The 17,450-nt window shown below is 70.8% G+C and carries 18 protein-coding genes; 6 read left to right on the plus strand and 12 right to left on the minus strand.

Annotation, left to right across the window (positions count from 1 at the left end; genetic code table 11):
• The first annotated feature begins 127 nt into the window (after positions 1–127).
• Positions 128–1,687 (plus strand): ABC transporter substrate-binding protein, encoded by a 1,560-nt coding sequence (locus ACIPK4_RS17025; protein ID WP_402313367.1) that lies wholly within the window; start codon positions 128–130, stop codon positions 1,685–1,687.
• Between the two features lie 4 nt (positions 1,688–1,691).
• On the opposite strand, the gene ACIPK4_RS17030 is transcribed toward ACIPK4_RS17025, so the two are convergent.
• The 3 genes from ACIPK4_RS17030 to ACIPK4_RS17040 are packed head-to-tail and all read right to left on the minus strand — an operon-like array spanning position 1,692 to position 3,361.
• The gene (locus ACIPK4_RS17030) at positions 1,692–2,504 is read right to left on the minus strand and encodes a TetR family transcriptional regulator (protein ID WP_402313369.1); all 813 of its coding nucleotides are present in this window, start codon (positions 2,502–2,504) and stop codon (positions 1,692–1,694) included.
• An 11-nt stretch (positions 2,505–2,515) separates the two neighbouring features.
• The gene (locus ACIPK4_RS17035; RefSeq protein ID WP_402313371.1) at positions 2,516–2,953 is read right to left on the minus strand and encodes a thiol-disulfide oxidoreductase DCC family protein; all 438 of its coding nucleotides are present in this window, start codon (positions 2,951–2,953) and stop codon (positions 2,516–2,518) included.
• A 3-nt stretch (positions 2,954–2,956) separates the two neighbouring features.
• Positions 2,957–3,361 carry a hypothetical protein gene (locus ACIPK4_RS17040; protein WP_054221486.1) on the minus strand — a complete coding sequence of 135 codons (405 nt, stop codon included), beginning with the start codon at positions 3,359–3,361 and terminating at the stop codon, positions 2,957–2,959.
• A gap of 227 nt (positions 3,362–3,588) precedes the next feature.
• On the opposite strand from ACIPK4_RS17040, the gene ACIPK4_RS17045 reads away from it, so the two are divergent.
• Positions 3,589–4,200, plus strand: coding sequence for a CAP domain-containing protein (locus ACIPK4_RS17045; RefSeq protein ID WP_402313373.1), 612 nt, complete (start codon positions 3,589–3,591; stop codon positions 4,198–4,200).
• Positions 4,201–4,234: 34 nt separating this feature from the next.
• On the opposite strand, the gene ACIPK4_RS17050 is transcribed toward ACIPK4_RS17045, so the two are convergent.
• From ACIPK4_RS17050 to ACIPK4_RS17075, 6 genes are all read right to left on the minus strand, one after another.
• Complete coding sequence (locus ACIPK4_RS17050) at positions 4,235–4,801, minus strand: hypothetical protein (RefSeq protein ID WP_402313375.1); 567 nt, start codon at positions 4,799–4,801, stop codon at positions 4,235–4,237.
• Between the two features lie 204 nt (positions 4,802–5,005).
• Complete coding sequence (locus ACIPK4_RS17055) at positions 5,006–5,764, minus strand: succinate dehydrogenase iron-sulfur subunit (RefSeq protein ID WP_054221472.1); 759 nt, start codon at positions 5,762–5,764, stop codon at positions 5,006–5,008.
• On the minus strand, positions 5,764–7,518 hold the full coding sequence (gene sdhA / locus ACIPK4_RS17060) for a succinate dehydrogenase flavoprotein subunit (RefSeq protein ID WP_376197651.1): 1,755 nt from the start codon (positions 7,516–7,518) through the stop codon (positions 5,764–5,766). Before sdhA ends, ACIPK4_RS17055 begins: the two co-directional genes overlap by 1 nt.
• Before the next feature lie 22 nt (positions 7,519–7,540).
• Positions 7,541–8,023 (minus strand): succinate dehydrogenase hydrophobic membrane anchor subunit, encoded by a 483-nt coding sequence (locus ACIPK4_RS17065; RefSeq protein WP_402313378.1) that lies wholly within the window; start codon positions 8,021–8,023, stop codon positions 7,541–7,543.
• A 5-nt stretch (positions 8,024–8,028) separates the two neighbouring features.
• Positions 8,029–8,409 carry a succinate dehydrogenase, cytochrome b556 subunit gene (gene sdhC / locus ACIPK4_RS17070; protein ID WP_082410218.1) on the minus strand — a complete coding sequence of 127 codons (381 nt, stop codon included), beginning with the start codon at positions 8,407–8,409 and terminating at the stop codon, positions 8,029–8,031.
• Positions 8,410–8,561: 152 nt separating this feature from the next.
• The gene (locus ACIPK4_RS17075; RefSeq protein WP_402313665.1) at positions 8,562–9,170 is read right to left on the minus strand and encodes a 2-oxo-4-hydroxy-4-carboxy-5-ureidoimidazoline decarboxylase; all 609 of its coding nucleotides are present in this window, start codon (positions 9,168–9,170) and stop codon (positions 8,562–8,564) included.
• 383 nt (positions 9,171–9,553) lie between these two features.
• Here ACIPK4_RS17075 and ACIPK4_RS17080 point away from each other — a divergent pair, with 383 nt between their 5' ends.
• The gene (locus ACIPK4_RS17080) at positions 9,554–10,297 is read left to right on the plus strand and encodes an RNA polymerase sigma factor (protein WP_402313666.1); all 744 of its coding nucleotides are present in this window, start codon (positions 9,554–9,556) and stop codon (positions 10,295–10,297) included.
• Positions 10,297–11,319 (plus strand): hypothetical protein, encoded by a 1,023-nt coding sequence (locus ACIPK4_RS17085; RefSeq protein WP_402313380.1) that lies wholly within the window; start codon positions 10,297–10,299, stop codon positions 11,317–11,319. Before ACIPK4_RS17080 ends, ACIPK4_RS17085 begins: the two co-directional genes overlap by 1 nt.
• Before the next feature lie 289 nt (positions 11,320–11,608).
• Here the strand turns inward: ACIPK4_RS17085 and ACIPK4_RS17090 are convergent, their stop codons facing one another.
• Positions 11,609–12,499, minus strand: a complete 891-nt coding sequence (locus ACIPK4_RS17090) for a peptidoglycan-binding protein (protein WP_402313381.1) — start codon at positions 12,497–12,499, stop codon at positions 11,609–11,611.
• A 179-nt stretch (positions 12,500–12,678) separates the two neighbouring features.
• Here ACIPK4_RS17090 and ACIPK4_RS17095 point away from each other — a divergent pair, with 179 nt between their 5' ends.
• Positions 12,679–14,259 carry a methylmalonyl-CoA mutase gene (locus tag ACIPK4_RS17095; protein WP_402313383.1) on the plus strand — a complete coding sequence of 527 codons (1,581 nt, stop codon included), beginning with the start codon at positions 12,679–12,681 and terminating at the stop codon, positions 14,257–14,259.
• 43 nt (positions 14,260–14,302) lie between these two features.
• Complete coding sequence (leuE, locus tag ACIPK4_RS17100; RefSeq protein ID WP_402313385.1) at positions 14,303–15,004, plus strand: leucine efflux protein LeuE; 702 nt, start codon at positions 14,303–14,305, stop codon at positions 15,002–15,004.
• Between the two features lie 18 nt (positions 15,005–15,022).
• Here leuE and ACIPK4_RS17105 read toward each other — a convergent pair whose 3' ends face one another.
• Both ACIPK4_RS17105 and ACIPK4_RS17110 read right to left on the minus strand, forming a co-directional pair.
• Positions 15,023–16,405, minus strand: a complete 1,383-nt coding sequence (locus ACIPK4_RS17105) for a polysialyltransferase family glycosyltransferase (protein ID WP_402313387.1) — start codon at positions 16,403–16,405, stop codon at positions 15,023–15,025.
• Positions 16,405–17,382, minus strand: a complete 978-nt coding sequence (locus tag ACIPK4_RS17110) for a glycosyltransferase family 2 protein (protein ID WP_402313668.1) — start codon at positions 17,380–17,382, stop codon at positions 16,405–16,407. Before ACIPK4_RS17110 ends, ACIPK4_RS17105 begins: the two co-directional genes overlap by 1 nt.
• Positions 17,383–17,450: the final 68 nt, after the last annotated feature.

The raw sequence follows: 17,450 nt of genomic DNA on the forward strand, positions 1-17,450 counted from the left end.
GCAACCGGCAACGACCCGCCGTGATTCGGCCTTCCCGGGGCTGATTTTCCATGATGGGATGTCCGTTAATCGGACATGGGGATCCGGTTGACGGTATATCCATGGCATGGGTGGGGTGGGGTCAAGGATGAAGTCTGTCCGCTCGAAGGTCATCGCGGCGGGGCTGGTGATCGGCGTGGCCGGTGTCGGGGCCTGGCAGCTGCTGCCCGAGGAGGGCCGCGGCAGCGGGACCGCCCTGCGGGTCGGGACGAGCGACGTCGTCTCCTCCCTCGACCCCGCCGGGGCCTACGACGCCGGTTCCTGGGCCCTGTTCAGCAACATCTACCAGTCGCTGCTGACCATCAGGCCCGGCTCCGACACCCCCGTCCCGGACGCGGCCTCCGCCTGCAAGTTCGTGGGCCAGAAGCTCACCACGTACCAGTGCGACCTGCGCCCCGGCCTGAAGTTCGCGAACGGGCGCGCCGTGACGGCCGAGGACGTCAAGCACTCCTTCGACCGGATCAAGGCGATCAACTCCGACCAGGGTCCGGCGCCCCTGTTCAACACCCTCCAGTCGGTCAAGGCCGAGGGCCGCAGCGTCACCTTCGACCTCTCCGCGCCCGACGCCACCTTCCCCTTCAAGATCGCGACGGGTGCCGCCTCGATCGTCGACAAGGAGAAGTACCCGGCGAAGGCGCTGCGCCAGGACGGCAAGGCCGACGGTTCCGGCCCCTTCACCCTCGGCGCGTACCAGGCCGGTGCCGGCGCCGAGCTCAAGCCCAACGCGGCCTACCTCGGCCAGTCCAAGCCCGCCAGGACGGCCGTCACCGTCCGGTACTACAAGGACTCGGCCGAGCTCGACCAGGCCTGGAAGGACCACAAGGTCGAGGTCGCCCACCGCGACATGCCGCCGGAGGTGCTCGCCGGGCTCAACCCGGGCCTGAAGGACACCCGGTACCAGGCGTCGGGCGGCACCGAGACCCGCAGCATGGTCTTCAACGTCCGCCCGGGTTCCACCACGGCCCCGCTCGCCGTACGCCAGGCCATCGCCGCCGTCCTGGACCGCTCCAAGGTGGCCGGGGAGGTCCACAAGGGCACGGTGACCCCGCTCTACTCCCTCGTCCCGGCCGGTGTCGCCGCCCACGGCACGCCGTTCTTCGACGCTTACCCGTCGCCCAACGGCGCCACCGCCAAGAAGCTGCTCAAGGAGGCCGGGATCACCGCCCCCGTCTCCCTGACCCTGGGCGTGAACACGCGCGGCCCCAACGTCGTCGAGGCCGATGAGATCGCCAAGCAGCTCCGGTCCACCGGACTCTTCCAGGTCAAGGTCAAGGTCGTCGAACAGTGGGCCGACTTCCAGAAGGCCTACGCGGCGGGCGAGTTCGACGCCTACACCATCGGCTGGATCGCCGACTTCCCGGACGCGGACAACTTCCTCGCGCCGCTCGTCGGCGCCGACTCCAGCATGAACAACGGCTTCTCCGACAAGGCCGTCGACGGTCTCATCTCCCGCACCCAGTCCTTCTCGGACCGCGCCCAGGCCTCCGCCGACTTCCGCGAGCTCCAGAAGCTGGTGTCCCAGCAGATCCCGCTGCTGCCCCTCTGGCAGAAGAAGGACTACGTGATGTACCGCGAGGCCGTCTCCGGAGCCCAGTACCTCTCCGACGGCACCGGGGTCTGGCGCCTGTGGGAGCTCAACTGGCTCTAGCCGGTCAGTCCGCAGGGCGCCGGCCCCGGCGCCTGCGGGTGCCGGCACCGGGTGCGGAGTCGGTCTCGGCCTCGGGGTCGAAGCCGGGGTCGAAGTCGGCGTCCGGGTCGGAGGCCCGCTTCTTCTTCGACACCGCCGTCTGCGCCATCCCCGGCAGGAAGTCCGCGAACAGCTCGTGGACCTCGCGCACCAGCGGCCGCAGCACCCGGAACCGGGCCAGGACGATGCCCCGCGTCGTCAGCTGCGCGCCGCGCTCGGCGAGCCGCCGCGTCTTCTCGCTGTCCGGGGAGCGGTCGAAGACCCAGTACAGGACGAGCCCCATCTGCGAGAGCCACATCAGCTCGGGCAGTACGTCGGCCAGTTCGTCCGGGACCTTCGTCTTCGCGCCGGCCAGCACCTCGCGGTGCATGTCGATCGCCGACTTGCGGGCGGGTTCCGATTCGGGGGAGAAGGGGCTGAGCGGGCTCTCCGGGTCCGCCGCGTTCTTGAAGAACTGCGAGGCGAACTCGTGGTACGGAGCCGCGATGTCGAGCCAGCTCGTCAGCACGCCCGCGAGCCGCTTCTGCAGGTCGGTCTCGCTGTCCAGGATGGGCCGGACCGCCGCCTGGTGCGCGGCGCCGATCCGGTCGTAGAACCCCTGGACGAGGTGTTCCTTCGACTCGAAGTAGTAGTAGGCGTTGCCGACCGAGACCCCTGCCTCCTTGGCGATGGCCCGCATGGTCGTCTTGTCGAAACCGCGTTCCTGGAAGAGGCGGAGCGCGGTTTCGAGGATGAGCGTGCGGGTCTGCTCGCTCTTGGGAGCCTTCTGATCAGTCACGGTGTACGAGCCTAGCCGGGTACGGCGCAGTGGTCGTCACAGGCCGGTGCCTCCGGGTCCGCCCGCCCCTGCGGTACGCCCTCGGAACGTACCGCCTGGCGCCATGCCGAGGCCGTGTACATGGCGGCCCGGGCGAAGGGCCGGCCCGCCGGGGTGGCGAGCCAGTTCGCCTTCGGCCGGTGCTCCTCCAGCGCCCACAGGCACACGATGAAGGCATCGGTACCGCGCCACACCTGCCCCGTGTCCCCGATGACGGTGATCTCTCGGAGCGTCGCCGCGTGGTCGAGCTGCGGGTAGCGCTCCCGTGCCACCCGGGACCCGGCCGGCAGCAGCCGGAGCGGCACCAACTGGCGCCGGCCGAGGAGCCAGTGCCGGATGTGGACGCAGAGCGGGCAGTCGGCGTCGTACAGGACGGTCAGATACCGGGTGGCCGGTGTGCGCGCTGCCACCGGTCAGGCCCCGGCCGGAGCGGTCCAGGCGTTCGGGGCGACCGGCGGGGTCTGCTGACGCTCCATGATCCCGCGGCGGCGCATCCTGTTCAGCACCCACACGTTGCCGAGGTGCATGACGCCGAGGACCAGCAGGACGACGCCGAGCTTGACCGACAGGGCCTCGAAGAGTTCGCGCGCCGAGCCGATCGCGTCGTCCGAGCGCAGGTACAGGGTCACGAATCCGATGTTGACGAGGTAGAAGCCGACCACCAGGAGGTGGTTCACCGCGTCCGCGAGTTGTTCGTTGCCGTGCAGGACGTCGGCGATGAAGACGCGGCCGTTGCGGCTGAGCGTACGGGCCACCCATACGGTCAGGCCGATGCTGATGAGCAGGTAGATGACGTACGCGACGACGGTGAGGTCCATGCCCTCGCCCCCCTTGAACGTGTTCAATTCGCTGGCATGACTGACTGTAGACCTCTTTTTGAACAGGTTCAAGCGTTGTGCGGTGCCGCCCGCCGGTACGCCGGTACGGACCCGGATGGCAGGCAGGCTGCCCGGGTGGCAGCCTGGAGGAGAAGCCGCAGTGCCCGGGCCGGGCCCCATGTCGGTGTGCCCGCCGCCCGGCGCCGCCACCGCTGGAGGTGTCCTCCTTGAACAGGCACGCTTCGCTCACCCGGACCGCTCTGGGCCTCGCCGTGGCCGCGGCCCTGTCGACCGCACTCGTACCGGTCACGGCAGCGCCTGCGACGGCCGTCACCTGTGACGCCGCCGCCTCGGCCCGTGCCCCGACCAGCGGCAACGACACCGCCGCACGTACGGCGTTGATCTGCCTGATCAACGCCCAGCGCACCCAGCGGGGCCTGCCGGCCCTCACCGTCAACCAGGCCCTGACGACGGCGGCGCAGCAGCACTCCGCCGCCGCCGTGCAGCTGAAGTGGTGGGGACCGGGCAAGGACTCGCACCGCAACCCGCAGACCGGTTCGACGCCGCAGAGCCGCATCATGGCCGCCGGCTACTGCCCGAACCCCAGGTCATGGGCGGTCGCCGAGATCACGTACACGGGGTGGGGAGGCTCGGGAACCCCGCAGGCGGCGGTCAACTGGTGGGTGAACGTCAGCACGTACGGCCACCGCCAGATCGTCCTCGACCCCACGCTGAAGGAGATCGGCGCCTGGGCCCAGCCGGGAGCGGCCGACCCCGCCGGAGCGGGCGCGAGCCAGGCCGGCACCTACGTGGTGACGTTCGGCCGCTGCCAGCAGTGACCGGCGCCCGCCCCGCCGGTCCGGCGACTGCCCGTCAGATGCTGAGGGAGCGGGCGTAGTTGACCTGGTTCATCACCCAGGGGAAGGTGCTCGCGTCGACCGCCGGGATCATCGTGGAGTGGTGGCGGCCGCCGCTGGTGACCGTCACCTGGATGTAGCCGGTGGTGGTCTTCTCCTTCATGAGGAGGAAGAGCAGGCCGAGCAGGCAGAACAGGAAGAAGACGATCGCGAGCACCACCGCGTGCGTCGGGATCTTCGTCTCGGTGCGCGAGAAGTCCGTCGCGTTCCACATCGCGCCCTTGAGCGGCATCGGGCCGGACGGGGTGATGATCTGGTCCCCGGCGATGGTGATGTCCCCGAGGGCGAGCCCGGAGCCCCCGCCCGCCTGCGGGGCGCCCGGGTACGGCGGGGGCGTCATCGGGGGCTGGGCCGGGAAGCCCGCGCCGCCGACGGTCGGCTGGTACCCGGGCGCGGGCGGAGTGGCCGGGTACCCGTAGCCGGGGGCCCCCGGAGTCGCCGGATATCCCTGCGGATACCCGTAACCCGGGCCCCCGGGAGCGCCGTTGTCGCCTGAGTACGGATTCGGTTGCTGCTCGCTCATGTGCTCGATCTTTCCACAGCCCCGCCCGGGCACGTACCCGATCGGGCGAGGCCGTGCCTCCCGTGGGCTGCTGTCGAGAGCATCGTCGTAGGACGGGTGGGGGCCCCGCGGCCGGAGGCCGCGTGATCACCCGAACGGGCGAGGGCCCCGCCCCCCGGTGCCGGACCGGGGTGCGGGGCCCTCGTGCGAACGCGGACCGTCAGGTCAGAAGCGGCGCGTGATCAGGGCGCGCTTGACTTCCTGGATCGCCTTCGTGACCTCGATGCCGCGCGGGCACGCGTCGGTGCAGTTGAAGGTCGTGCGGCAGCGCCACACGCCGTCCTTGTCGTTGAGGATCTCCAGCCGCTGCTCGCCGGCCTCGTCACGCGAGTCGAAGATGAAGCGGTGGGCGTTGACGATCGCCGCCGGGCCGAAGTACTGGCCGTCGTTCCAGAACACCGGGCACGAGGACGTGCACGCGGCGCACAGGATGCACTTGGTGGTGTCGTCGAAGCGCTCGCGGTCCTCGGCGGACTGCAGGCGCTCACGCGTCGGCTCGTTGCCCTTGGTGACCAGGAACGGCATGACGTCGCGGTACGCCTGGAAGAAGGGCTCCATGTCGACCACGAGGTCCTTCATCACCGTGAGGCCCTTGATGGCCTCGACGGTGATCGGCTTCTCCGGGTTGATGTCCTTGATCAGCGTCTTGCAGGCGAGCCTGTTCTTGCCGTTGATCCGCATCGCGTCGGAGCCGCAGATGCCGTGCGCACACGACCGGCGGAAGGTCAGCGTGCCGTCGAGCTCCCACTTGATCTTGTGGAGACCGTCGAGCACGCGCTCCTTCGGGTCGATCTCGATCTGGAAGTCCTGCCACTGCGCCTCGTCCGAGATCTCGGGGTTGTAGCGGCGGATCCGGAACGTGACCGTGATGTATGGGGAGGCCGCAGCCGCCTCTTCCATCTTGTCGAGGGTGGGGGTAGCCATCAGTACTTACGCTCCATCGGCTGGTAGCGGGTCGTCACGACCGGCTTGTAGTCGAGCCGGACCGAGTCCGAGCCATCGGCTCCGACCTCGCGGTACGCCATGGTGTGGCGCATGAAGTTGACGTCGTCGCGGTTCGGGTAGTCCTCGCGGTAGTGACCGCCGCGGGACTCCTTGCGCGCCAGCGCGGACACGGCCATGACCTCGGCCAGGTCGAGCAGGTTGCCCAGCTCGATGGCCTCCAGCAGGTCCGTGTTGAAGCGCTTGCCCTTGTCCTGGACGGACACGTTCTTGTAGCGCGCGCGCAGCTCCGCGATCTTCTCGACCGCGGTCTTGATGGTCTGCTCCGTACGGAACACCATCACGTTCGCGTCCATCGTCTCCTGGAGCTCCAGGCGCAGGTCGGCGACCCGCTCCTTGCCCGTGGAGTTGCGCAGGCGCTCGACGAGGTCGACGACCTGCTGCGCCGGGTTCTCGGGGAGCTCGACGTAGTCGTTCTCCTGCGAGTACTTGGCCGCGGCGATGCCGGAACGCTTGCCGAAGACGTTGATGTCCAGCAGCGAGTTCGTGCCGAGGCGGTTGGCGCCGTGCACGGAGACGCAGGCGACCTCGCCGGCCGCGTACAGGCCCGGGACGACGGTGGTGTTGTCCGCCAGGACCTCACCCTCGACGTTCGTCGGGATGCCGCCCATGGCGTAGTGCGCGGTGGGCTGGATCGGGATCGGGTCCGTGTACGGCTCGATGCCCAGGTAGGTGCGCGCGAACTCGGTGATGTCCGGGAGCTTCGCGTCGAGCTGCTCCGGCGGCAGGTGCGTCAGGTCCAGGTACACGTGGTCACCGGCCGGACCGCAGCCGCGGCCCTCACGGATCTCGGTGTAGATGGAGCGCGAGACGACGTCACGGGAGGCGAGGTCCTTCATGACCGGCGCGTACTTCTCCATGAAGCGCTCGCCGTCCTTGTTGCGGAGGATGCCGCCCTCACCGCGGGCGCCCTCCGTCAGCAGGATGCCCATGCGCCAGATGCCCGTCGGGTGGAACTGGAAGAACTCCATGTCCTCCAGCGGCAGGCCGCGGCGGTAGCAGGCCGCCTGGCCGTCACCCGTCAGCGTGTGCGCGTTCGAGGTCACCTTGAAGAACTTGCCGGTGCCGCCGGAGGCGTAGATGACGGCCTTCGCCTGGAACACGTGGATCTCGCCGGTGGCGAGCTCGTACGCGACCACACCGGCCGACTTCTTGACGCCGTCTTCCTCGACGATCAGCTGGTCCAGGACGTAGAACTCGTTGAAGAACTCCACGCCCTCCTTGACGCAGTTCTGGTACAGCGTCTGGAGGATCATGTGGCCCGTGCGGTCCGCGGCGTAGCAGGACCGGCGCACCGGGGCCTCGCCGTGGTTGCGCGAGTGGCCGCCGAAGCGGCGCTGGTCGATGGTGCCGTCCGGGGTTCGGTTGAACGGCAGGCCCATCTTCTCCAGGTCGAGGACCGCGTCGATGGCCTCCTTCGCCAGGATCTCGGCGGCGTCCTGGTCGACCAGGTAGTCACCGCCCTTGACCGTGTCGAAGGTGTGCCATTCCCAGTTGTCCTCCTCCACGTTCGCCAGCGCGGCGGCCATGCCGCCCTGCGCGGCGCCCGTGTGGGAGCGGGTGGGGTAGAGCTTCGTCAGCACCGCGGTGCGGCTGCGCTTCGTCGACTCGATGGCGGCGCGCATGCCGGCGCCACCTGCGCCGACGATGACGGTGTCGTACTTGTGGATCTTCATTGTTTCGCCTCAGCCCCGTTGCCTAGCGGATGTTCGGGTCGAAGGTGAAGATCACCAGCGTGCCCAGAAGGATGGTGAACACCGTGGCGGTGTAGAGCAGGCCCTTCAGCCACAGCCGCGTGGCGGCGCGCTCCGCGTAGTCGTTGATGACGGTACGCAGGCCGTTGGCGCCGTGCAGCATGGCCAGCCACAGCATCAGCAGGTCCCAGCCCTGCCAGAACGGGGAGGCCCAGCGGCCGGCCACGAAGGCGAAGCCGACCTTGGAGACGCCGCCGTCCAGCACCAGCTGGATGACGAGGTGTCCGATGACCAGGACGACGAGGACGATGCCCGAGAGGCGCATGAAGAGCCAGGCGGCCATCTCGAAGTTGCCGCGGGTCGAGCGCGGCGTCTTGCCCGTGCGCTTGCGCGGGGCCTCGATGTACGGCGCCGGGTTGTCGACGTCGTAGAGGCTCACGCCCTCCACGTCACCGATGGCCTGGGCGGAAGAAGTGTCAGAAGACATGCGTGTCACTTCCCGAACAGTTCAGCAGCTGCGTGGCCGAGGACGGGGTACAGGGCCCCGCCCATCAGGATGATCCAGATGATCATCACGCCCCAGAGCATCTGCTTCTGGAGGCGGGGGCCCTTGGACCAGAAGTCCACGGCGATCACACGGAGACCGTTGAGCGCGTGGAACAGGATGGCGGCCACGAGGCCGTACTCCATCAGCGCGACGATCGGAGTCTTGTAGGTAGCCACGACATCGTCGTACGCCTCGGGGGAGACGCGGACGAGAGCGGTGTCGAGGACGTGTACGAACAGGAAGAAGAAGATGAGGACGCCGGTGACTCGATGAGCCACCCAGGACCACATTCCTTCCCGGCCGCGGTACAACGTTCCAGCCGGCACGGAAAACCCTCCGGAAGCGGGGCGGGGGCCAGCCGGCTTCTTTGTCGGTCGGGCCCGGCCGGGTACGGTCCTCCGGCCCCGGACATCGTAGCGACGCTTTGTCGGTTCCCTCGCGCCGGGTCCAGCGGTGTGATCAAACAGGCACGGACGGACTATCCCACAGGGGCGAATAGCCCGGAATCGGCGGCGGACGAACCGTCCGGTGAGTTCAGCCAATGCGTCAGGTCGGCGAGCCGCACCTGGGCGAGCCGGCGCAGCTCGTCCGCCGAGATCGACCGCTCCTCGTCCGCCTCCAGCCCCATCCGGCGCCGGATCGCGGCCAGCAGCTGGCCCGCCTGCTCGTCCGGAGGGTGCCCGTCCAGACAGATCACGAAGGCGTGGCCGAACTTGCGCTCGTACTCCGCATGGGCGGCGTCCAGCGCCAGGAGCGCGGCGTACGGCGCCCCGTGGTCCAGCTCCACCGGGAACTCCGAGGCCAGCGCCTCGCTCAGGTCCGCCTGGGAGAGGTCGTACGAGGCCTCGTCGGCGGCGGCCAGCAGCGCGCCCGGGTCCGGGTACGGCCGGTGGGCGGCCACCCGCTGCGCCCAGCGCCGGCTGCCGCAGCAGTGCAGCAGGACGGCCTCGGCGGCTTCGGCGGACAGGACGTTGAACCGCGCGAGTCCGCAACCGGGGGAGGGGTCGCAGGATCCCCCGGGCTCCTCTCCCAGGCGTGGCCCCGGGGAGGTGCGCCCATGGGCCTGTGCCGGAAGGTGGCTGGACAGCGGGGGCTCCTCGGGGCGTGGCGCGGGTGCACCGCCACGCTAGCGACGCCGGGCCCGGTGTGTCGTACCCATCCGAGGTTTTCACCCGGAAGTGAGCCGAAAGGATGATGGCGGCAGCGCCGGTGAGGGGGCGCGCCGGGCCGGGAGGGGGAGGAGGAAGACGACCGAGGCCGCCACCCCCCACAGGAGAGGCCCCGGTCGCCGTCCGATACGGGCTCGTGCGACAAGCCCGTATTTTTGTCAGCGTCACGAGTGCGTTTTCTGTCACACCCCGCTTCGCGCACGATCGGTTGCTCCCCGTACAACTCGTGGACGAAGGTACTTGAAAGCCGTAACGTGCTGATTTGCGCCACACGTACAGGACAGTGAACGGGTTGGGGACTTTGCTGGGGGACGACGCGGAGCTGACCGCCGCGGTGCTCGCGGCACAGGGCGGCGACGAGAGCGGGTTCCGTGCTGTGTACCGCGCCGTGCACCCGCGCCTGCTCGGTTACGTACGCACGCTCGTCGGCGACGCCGACGCTGAAGACGTGACCTCCGAGGCCTGGCTGCAGATCGCCCGCGACCTCGACTCCTTCACCGGTGACGCCGACCGCTTCCGCGGCTGGGCCGCCAGGATCGGCCGCAACCGGGCCCTCGACCACATCCGCATGCGCGGACGCCGTCCCGCCATCGGCGGCGACGAGACCGAGCTGACGGGCCGTGCGGCCGACAGCGACACCGCCGGCGAGGCGATGGAGGCCCTGTCGACCGGCCGGACCATGGCGCTGATCGCCCAGCTTCCGCAGGACCAGGCCGAGGCCGTGGTGCTCCGCGTCGTCGTCGGCCTCGACGCCAAGAGCGCCGCCGAGACCCTGGGCAAGCGGCCCGGGGCGGTACGCACCGCAGCCCACCGGGGCCTGAAGAAACTGGCCGAGCTGCTCTGTGCGGAGGGCGGCTTCCCGCCGGACTCCGGTACGGACTCGGACGGGGCCGGTCCGGTCGGCCATAATGCCGGTGGCCCGGCACGGGACGGCGGGGGCGCGAGGGATCTCGACGCCGTGCCCGCTCAGCGCGGCCGGGGGGGTGGCCTCGTGGAGAAAAGCGGTGTGACGCATTCACGTTGGCGGACGCAGAAGGACATGTGATGGCCGACGAGCGCAACAGGTGGCTGGACCGGGCGGCGGTGGAACGAGTGCTGCGCGGCGGTCAGGGCGTACCCGGCGCCGACCCCCGTGCCCGCGCGGCGGAGGCCCGCCTCCGGGCCGCCCTCGACGTGCTGGCCGGGCCGCGGCAGCCCGCCGGAGCGGAACTGCCCGGCGAGGCCGCCGCGGTGGCCGCCTTCCGCGCGGCCCGCACGGTGGCCGCCGCACCCGGGGCGTCTGAAATGGCCGGGACGCGCGGTATGCCCGCACCGGCCGGAGCCGACACCGCCCCCCTCGTGGAACTCGGCAGGATCATCCCGCTCAGCGTCCCCGCCCCCGCGCCCCGGCGCACCCGCCCCATGCGGTTCGGGCTGGTCGCCGCGCTGGCCGGGGTCGCCGTCGGCGGCCTGGCGGTCGCCGCCGGGGCCGGGCTGCTGGACCGGGAGACGCACGACACGGCCGGCCCCGTACCGGCGGTGTCCCTCAGCGCCGACGTGAGCCCGTCGCCGGCCGGCGACACCGCGGGCCCGACGCAGGCACCGGTGCGCCCCGAACCGCTCCGCAGCGCCGACGGCACCCTGCCCGGTCCGGGCGGCGGGCAGACGCAGGGCGCCGACTCGGGCGCCGTCCAGGGGTTCGGAACCGGAACGGGAACCGGCCCGGACGCGTCCGGCGGCGCCGCGGACACGGACGCCGCGGGCGGCAAGGACGAGAAGGACGGCAAGGACGCCCAGCTGGGCGGGGCGTCGTCGCTGAAGGACGCCGACAAGCAGACCCGGCTCCGGGCGGTGAACCTGTGCGAGGCCTACCGGTCGGGGCACATGACCTCCGACCGCCGCACCCGGCTCTCGAAGCTGGCGCAGGGGCTGTCGCGCATCCCGCACTACTGCGAGGCGCTGCTCGACGGGCCGCCGCCCCCGGGCGCCCCGCGCACCTCGGACGACGGGGGCGACGTACTCAAGGCGCCGACGCTGCCCCAGGCGAGCCCGGCGGTGTCCCTGCCCGCCGGCCAGCCGGCGCACTGACGCACCGGCGGCCGTCGTCCGGGTGGTCCGTGCCCGCTCCGTGCGCGGGCTCCCGGCCGCTGCACGAACAGCCTGTAACACTTTTCGAACCTGCGGCGCAGTACATAACGAGCCGACTGGTCATCGGCCGCGCACGAGCCGGGGTTCCCCCCGTACCCCTGGGCTCTGCGCACCCGGCGCGGGCGGGGTTCGTTCCCCCGGCCCTGCCCGCGCCCTTTACCTCTCCGACCGGATCCCCGGGGTCACCGGAACCGCCCGGGAGCGCCGGGCAGGCACCGGGATCCCGCGGTCACCAGTAGACGACGACCTTGTCGCCGACCTGAACCTGCTCGAACAGCGTCGCGAGCTTGCCCTTGTCCCGTACGTTCACGCAGCCGTGCGAGGCGCCGGCGTAGCCGCGGGCCGCGAAGTCGGCGGAGTAGTGCACCGCCTGGCCCTGGCTGAAGAACATCGCGTACGGCATCGGCGTGTGGTAGATCGTCGACGTCCAGTCCTTGGCCTTCCACTCCACCTTGAACTGGCCCTCACGGGTCGGGGTGTTCTCGGAGCCGAAGCGGACGTCCATCGTGGAGACGACCTTGCCGTCGATCATCCAGGCGAGCGTGCGGCTCTCCTTGCTGATGCACATGACGCGGCCCGTCATGCAGCGCGGGTCCGGCGCGGCGACCTCGTTGACGGTCGGCGGGCGCAGCTCGTCGGCGGTGGGCTTCTTGCTGAGGCTCTGGATCTTCTTCCAGGTGGCCTCGTCGACCGAGCCGGAGGCCGTCAGACCGTTCTTCTCCTGGAAGGACCTGACGGCGGCGGTCGTCTTCGAGCCGTAGAAGCCGGTCGGCGCGACCGTCATGTACTTGAGCTGCTTCAGGCGCGCCTGGAGCTCACGCACCTGCTCGCTCTCGTCGCCGTTCGCCATGACCGCCTTGACGGCCGGGGAGGGGGACGCGGACGGCGAGGCCGGCTCCGGGGCGGACTGCGAGGGTGAGGGCGAGGCGGAGGGCGAGGCGTCGGCCGGCTTGTTGTCCGCCGACGGGGAGGTCTCGGGGGTGGAACCCGCCGCGGACGCGGACGGAACCGAAGAGGCGGAGCCGGCCGGCTGCGCCTTCTGGGGCCCGCAGGCGGTCGCGGCGAGCGCGACGGCGGTGGCCACCCCGAGCGTGCGGATTATTACTCTCTGGCGGTGCATGGCAGTCCCCCGATTTCTACGTCGTGTTACCTAGGTGATGCCTGGCGGGCGTGGAGAGTTGCAGACGATCCGGGGATGTTGCGCCATTGTGACCAGCGGCCGTCAGGGAACGTCCGCAGCCGTCACGGGGAAGGCCGTGTCGGCCCGGGGGCCGTCTGCTCGATGGAGGGCGTGGTCGCATGGCGAGTACCGAGAGCGGGATCCCGATCGAACCCGTCTACGGGCCGGGGGATCTGACGGGGTGGGATCCCGAGGGCAAACTGGGAGAACCAGGGGCGTATCCATACACGCGCGGGGTCTACCCGACCATGTACACCGGCAAGCCGTGGACCATGCGGCAGTACGCCGGGTTCGGGACGGCGGCCGAGTCCAACGGCCGCTACCGGCAGCTCATCGCCGGCGGCGGCACCGGGCTGTCGGTCGCCTTCGACCTGCCCACGCAGATGGGCCACGACTCCGACGCGCCGCTCGCGCACGGGGAGGTCGGCAAGGTCGGCGTCGCGATCGACTCGGTCGAGGACATGCGGGTGCTCTTCGACGGGATCCCGCTCGACCGCGTCTCCACGTCCATGACCATCAACGCGCCCGCGGCGCTGCTGCTCCTCATGTACCAGCTGGTCGCCGAGGAGCACGGGATCGACGGCGGCCGGCTGACCGGGACCGTGCAGAACGACGTGCTCAAGGAGTACATCGCCCGGGGCACCTACATCTTCCCGCCCGGGCCCTCGCTCCGGCTGACCGCCGACACCTTCCGGTACTGCAAGGCCGAGATCCCCCGCTGGAACACCATCTCCATCTCCGGCTACCACATGGCCGAGGCCGGGGCCTCGCCCGCGCAGGAGATCGCCTTCACCCTGGCGGACGGCATCGCGTACGTGAGGACGGCACTCGCCGCCGGGATGGAGGTCGACGAGTTCGCGCCGCGGCTCTCCTTCTTCTTCGTCGCCCGCACCACCCTGCTGGAGGAGGTGGCGAAGTTCCGGGCCGCGCGTCGGATCTGGGCCCGGGTCATGCGGGAGGAGTTCGGGGCGCGGAACCCGAAGTCGCTGATGCTCCGCTTCCACACCCAGACCGCCGGGGTCCAGCTGACGGCGCAGCAGCCGGAGCTGAACCTCGTCCGGGTGGCCGTGCAGGCGCTCGGGGCGGTCCTGGGCGGCACGCAGTCCCTGCACACCAACTCCTTCGACGAGGCGATCGCCCTGCCGACGGAGAAATCGGCGCGCCTGGCGCTGCGGACCCAGCAGGTGCTGGCGTACGAGACGGACGTGCCGCACACCGTCGACCCCTTCGCCGGCTCCTACGCGGTGGAGCGGATGACGGACGACGTGGAGGAGGCGGCGCTCGCGCTGATGCGACGGGTCGAGGACCTGGGCGGGGCGGTGGCCGCCATCGAGGCCGGCTTCCAGAAGCGGGAGATCGAGCGGAACGCGTACCGCATCGCGCGCGAGACCGACGACGGCGAGAGGGTGGTGGTCGGGGTCAACCGCTTCGCGCTGGAGCAGGAGGAGCGGTACGAGCCGCTGCGCGTCGACCCCGAGATCGAGGAGCGCCAGCGGGAGGCGCTGGCCGCCCTGCGCGCGGACCGCGACAACGGGAGGGTGACGAGCGCGCTGGACGCGCTGCGCGAGGCGGCGGCCGGGACCGCGAACGTCCTCTACCCGATGAAGGAGGCCCTGCGCGCCCGGGCCACGGTGGGCGAGGTCTGCAACGCCCTGCGGGAGGTGTGGGGGACGTACGAGCCGACGGATTCCACATGGTGAAATCCAGCCACGTCAGGAGCGTCCCTATGGGACACTCCTGCCCATGCTGGGTGTCACCGATCTGCCGACCTACCTCGTCGGGCTCATACTGATCATTTTGCTGCCGGGGCCGAACTCGCTGTACGTGCTCTCCGTCGCGGCCCGTCGCGGCGTGCGCACCGGGTACAAGGCCGCCGCCGGGGTGTTCACCGGCGACGCCGTGCTGATGGTGCTCGCCGCCGCCGGGGCGGGGGCGCTGCTCCAGGCCAGCCCGGTGGCCTTCGGCATCGTCAAACTGCTCGGCGCCGGCTACCTGACCTGGCTCGCCGTCGCCATGTTGCGCGGGGCGTGGGCGCTGTGGCGTTCGCGGACCGAGCGGACGGAGCTGACCGAGCGGACCGAGCGGGCGGGGCAGGCCGACCACGCCGGAGCCGGCACGGCCGACGCGGCGGCCGTGGACGGCGGCGAGGGGGAGAAGCCGTACCGGCGGGCGCTGCTGATCAGCCTCTTCAACCCCAAGGCGATCCTGTTCCTCGTCTCCTTCTTCGTGCAGTTCGTGGATCCCTCGTACGCCTACCCGGCGCTCTCGTTCCTCCTGCTGGGCACGCTGCTCCAGCTCGGCAGCTTCCTCTACCTCACTCTGCTGATCTTCGGCGGAACCCGGCTGTCCGCAGCGTTCCGCCGCCGCAAGCGGCTCTCGGCCGGGGCCACCTCGGCCGCGGGCGTCCTCTTCCTCGGCTTCGCCGCCAAGCTCGCCGTCAGCTGAGGCCGCGCGCGGCGGTGCTCACCCGGTGCGGGCCGCCCGCAGCCGGCGCAGCCGGCGGACCACGCGGCGCACGGCCGGGCTCGCCGGCAGGAAGGACAGCTGGGCCGGGATGCCGCCGGGCAGCCCGAGCGTGGTCAGCCGACGCCGTGTGAAGTAGCGCCAGGTCCGGTCGTCCAGACAGGCGGCCAGATACCGTTCGGCCTCCGCGCGGCGTGACGCCAGGATCTGCGGCTGCATGGTGAACCCGACCGCGGTGAGCAGTCCGGTCAGCGTCCCCCCGACCTCCTCGGGGCCGGGCGCGCTCCAGCGGGCGACGGCCCGGGCGTCGGTGAGCGCGGGGAGCAGCGCGTCGACCAGCGTCAGCGGGATCCGGTTGCTGTTCTGGTACGGGGTGAGGCGGGCCAGTACGGCCTCGGTCCCGGTGCGCGCGACCGGCAGTCCGTACAGGGTGGCGGCGGTCAGCAACCCGGTGGAGAAGCAGCCGACGACCAGGGCCGGGCGCAGCCGCTGGTAGAGGGTCTCGGCGAGCACCGGGGCGGTCACGACGGTGAGGCGGGCGCCGAGCCGCCCGGCCTCGGCCTCGGCGCGGCGGGAGTACTCGGCGGGCGCGCTGGGGTGGGCTTTGAAGACGAGTTCGCGATGGCCGAGGGCGTGCGCGCCGCGGACCATCTCCACGTGCAGGTCCTCCTCCTCCTGCGGGGAGAGGAGTTCCAGGGCGGAGAGGTACTGGCCCAGCAGCAGCGCGGGGGCCTCGCCGGCGCCGGCCACCTCGCACGCGCCGGCCGGCCCGGGCCCGTCCGAGGGGAGTTCGGCGAGGACCTTCAGGAACTCGGCGGCCGGGACGAGTTCCGGCCGTACGTCGAACTCGGTGAGCAGCAGCGGTTCCAGTCCCGGCACCAGGTCCAGGTGCAGGACGCGGCGCACGCGCATGCCGAGCTGCGGGTCGAGGCGGAAGCGGGTGGGTCCGTAGCTCATCAGCCCGTCGGCGTAGACGTCGACGGCGGCGCCGGGGAAGAGCGTGCACAGGGTCCGGGCGGGCGGGACCTGGATGGACTCCACGATGAGCTCGACGCGGTCCTCGCCCAGTCCCCACACGGCCCGCAGCTGCCGCTCCCACAGGGGGACGTCCTCGGGGCGGGGCGCCCAGGTGCTCGGGTGCTGCGGGGCGATGGCGGCGTTCCAGTCGAGCACCTCGTCGAAGCGGGTGCGCAGGGCGGCGAAGCCCGGCATGTCGGCGAGGCCGGGGGAGATCTCGGCGGTGAGGGAGTGGTTGCTGGTGAGCAGGATGCGGCGGCCGGCCGGCGGGAAGCTGCCCGCGTCGATGCCGGCGGCGAGCGTGGCCATGCCGTAGAGGGTGGAGGCGAGGAAGATCTGGGTGCACGCGGTGCTCGGAGCGGCCATCAGGCAGCGGCTCCCGTTCGCGCCGGGCGGCGGCGCAGACGGCGCAGCAGGCCGGACCGGTCCGCGTCCATCGAGTTCAGAACATGGTCCAGGACGTCCTGGGGCATGCGTCCGAGGGCGGCCGTGCTCATCGAACGGAGTTTCTTGGCCACGGCCGGTTCGAACCTTTCGATGGACCCGATATGGTGCGCGATAATTGCACAATATGTTCGGACGGCTTTCGGCAGGAGAAGATCGCTGTCGTGATCCTCGGCCGTCTCCGCCAGAACCTGGTCGAATGCCTTGATGAAATCGAGCTGGCGCTCGTCCTTGATCTGCGTCAATGAGGTCGCCACGCCGCGCCGGTAGAAGATCCCCGGCTGCCCGATCGCCGCGAACGAGCGGGCCTCCCGGTGCAGCCGCCAGATCCACGGCCGGTCCTCGGCCGTCCGCAGCCCGTCGGTGAAGTGCAGCAGCCCGCGGTCCAGCAGGCGCCGGTGGTACATGCCGGCCCAGGCATACGGGTAGTCGACCGAAGTCGCCCGGGAAGCGGGCGGGATCCCGGCGCGCGGATCGCCGACGACCAGCTGCGGGCCGTAGGGGACACGCTGCACGCTGCGGCTCCGGCCCGTCACCTGGACATGGTCGTTGCGGACGAAATCGCAGTTCAGAGCCTCTATGATGGCCAGCGTGCGGGCGAGATGGCCGGGCGCCAGCCAGTCGTCGCCGTCCAGGAAGGCGAGGTATTCGCCCCGGGCCGCGTCCAGGCCGGTGTTCCGGGCCGTGGCCAGGCCGCCGTTGCGTCCGTGCCGGAGGAGCACCGCCCCCGGCAGTTCGCGCGCAGCCCGCTCCAGGAGTTCGGGCGTCCCGTCCGTGGAGCGGTCGTCGACGAGCAGGAACTCGAAATCGTCCCGGGCGTTGAGTTCGAGGCTTTTCAGGGCATCCGGTGCGTATGTCTGCACGTTGTAGAACGGCACGACAACAGAGAGCTTGAGCACCTGCGAGACATTAAGGCGCCGTCCGGCATTCACCATGGCTCGAATGCGGATTCCATGTGAACGACGCA

The organism is Streptomyces sp. NPDC086989 (genome assembly GCF_044745505.1).
Taxonomy (GTDB): domain Bacteria; phylum Actinomycetota; class Actinomycetes; order Streptomycetales; family Streptomycetaceae; genus Streptomyces.

What these genes read in the sequence shown, in the direction of transcription:
- ACIPK4_RS17025 (WP_402313367.1), top strand. Translation starts at nt 128, where the DNA reads ATGAAGTCTGTCCGCTCGAAGGTCATCGCGGCGGGGCTGGTGATCGGC.
- ACIPK4_RS17040 (WP_054221486.1), bottom strand. Translation starts at nt 3,361, where the DNA reads ATGGACCTCACCGTCGTCGCGTACGTCATCTACCTGCTCATCAGCATC.
- ACIPK4_RS17050 (WP_402313375.1), bottom strand. Translation starts at nt 4,801, where the DNA reads ATGAGCGAGCAGCAACCGAATCCGTACTCAGGCGACAACGGCGCTCCC.
- ACIPK4_RS17055 (WP_054221472.1), bottom strand. Translation starts at nt 5,764, where the DNA reads ATGGCTACCCCCACCCTCGACAAGATGGAAGAGGCGGCTGCGGCCTCC.
- sdhA (WP_376197651.1), bottom strand. Translation starts at nt 7,518, where the DNA reads ATGAAGATCCACAAGTACGACACCGTCATCGTCGGCGCAGGTGGCGCC.
- ACIPK4_RS17065 (WP_402313378.1), bottom strand. Translation starts at nt 8,023, where the DNA reads ATGTCTTCTGACACTTCTTCCGCCCAGGCCATCGGTGACGTGGAGGGC.
- ACIPK4_RS17085 (WP_402313380.1), top strand. Translation starts at nt 10,297, where the DNA reads ATGGCCGACGAGCGCAACAGGTGGCTGGACCGGGCGGCGGTGGAACGA.
- ACIPK4_RS17090 (WP_402313381.1), bottom strand. Translation starts at nt 12,499, where the DNA reads ATGCACCGCCAGAGAGTAATAATCCGCACGCTCGGGGTGGCCACCGCC.
- ACIPK4_RS17095 (WP_402313383.1), top strand. Translation starts at nt 12,679, where the DNA reads ATGGCGAGTACCGAGAGCGGGATCCCGATCGAACCCGTCTACGGGCCG.
- leuE (WP_402313385.1), top strand. Translation starts at nt 14,303, where the DNA reads ATGCTGGGTGTCACCGATCTGCCGACCTACCTCGTCGGGCTCATACTG.
- ACIPK4_RS17105 (WP_402313387.1), bottom strand. Translation starts at nt 16,405, where the DNA reads ATGGCCGCTCCGAGCACCGCGTGCACCCAGATCTTCCTCGCCTCCACC.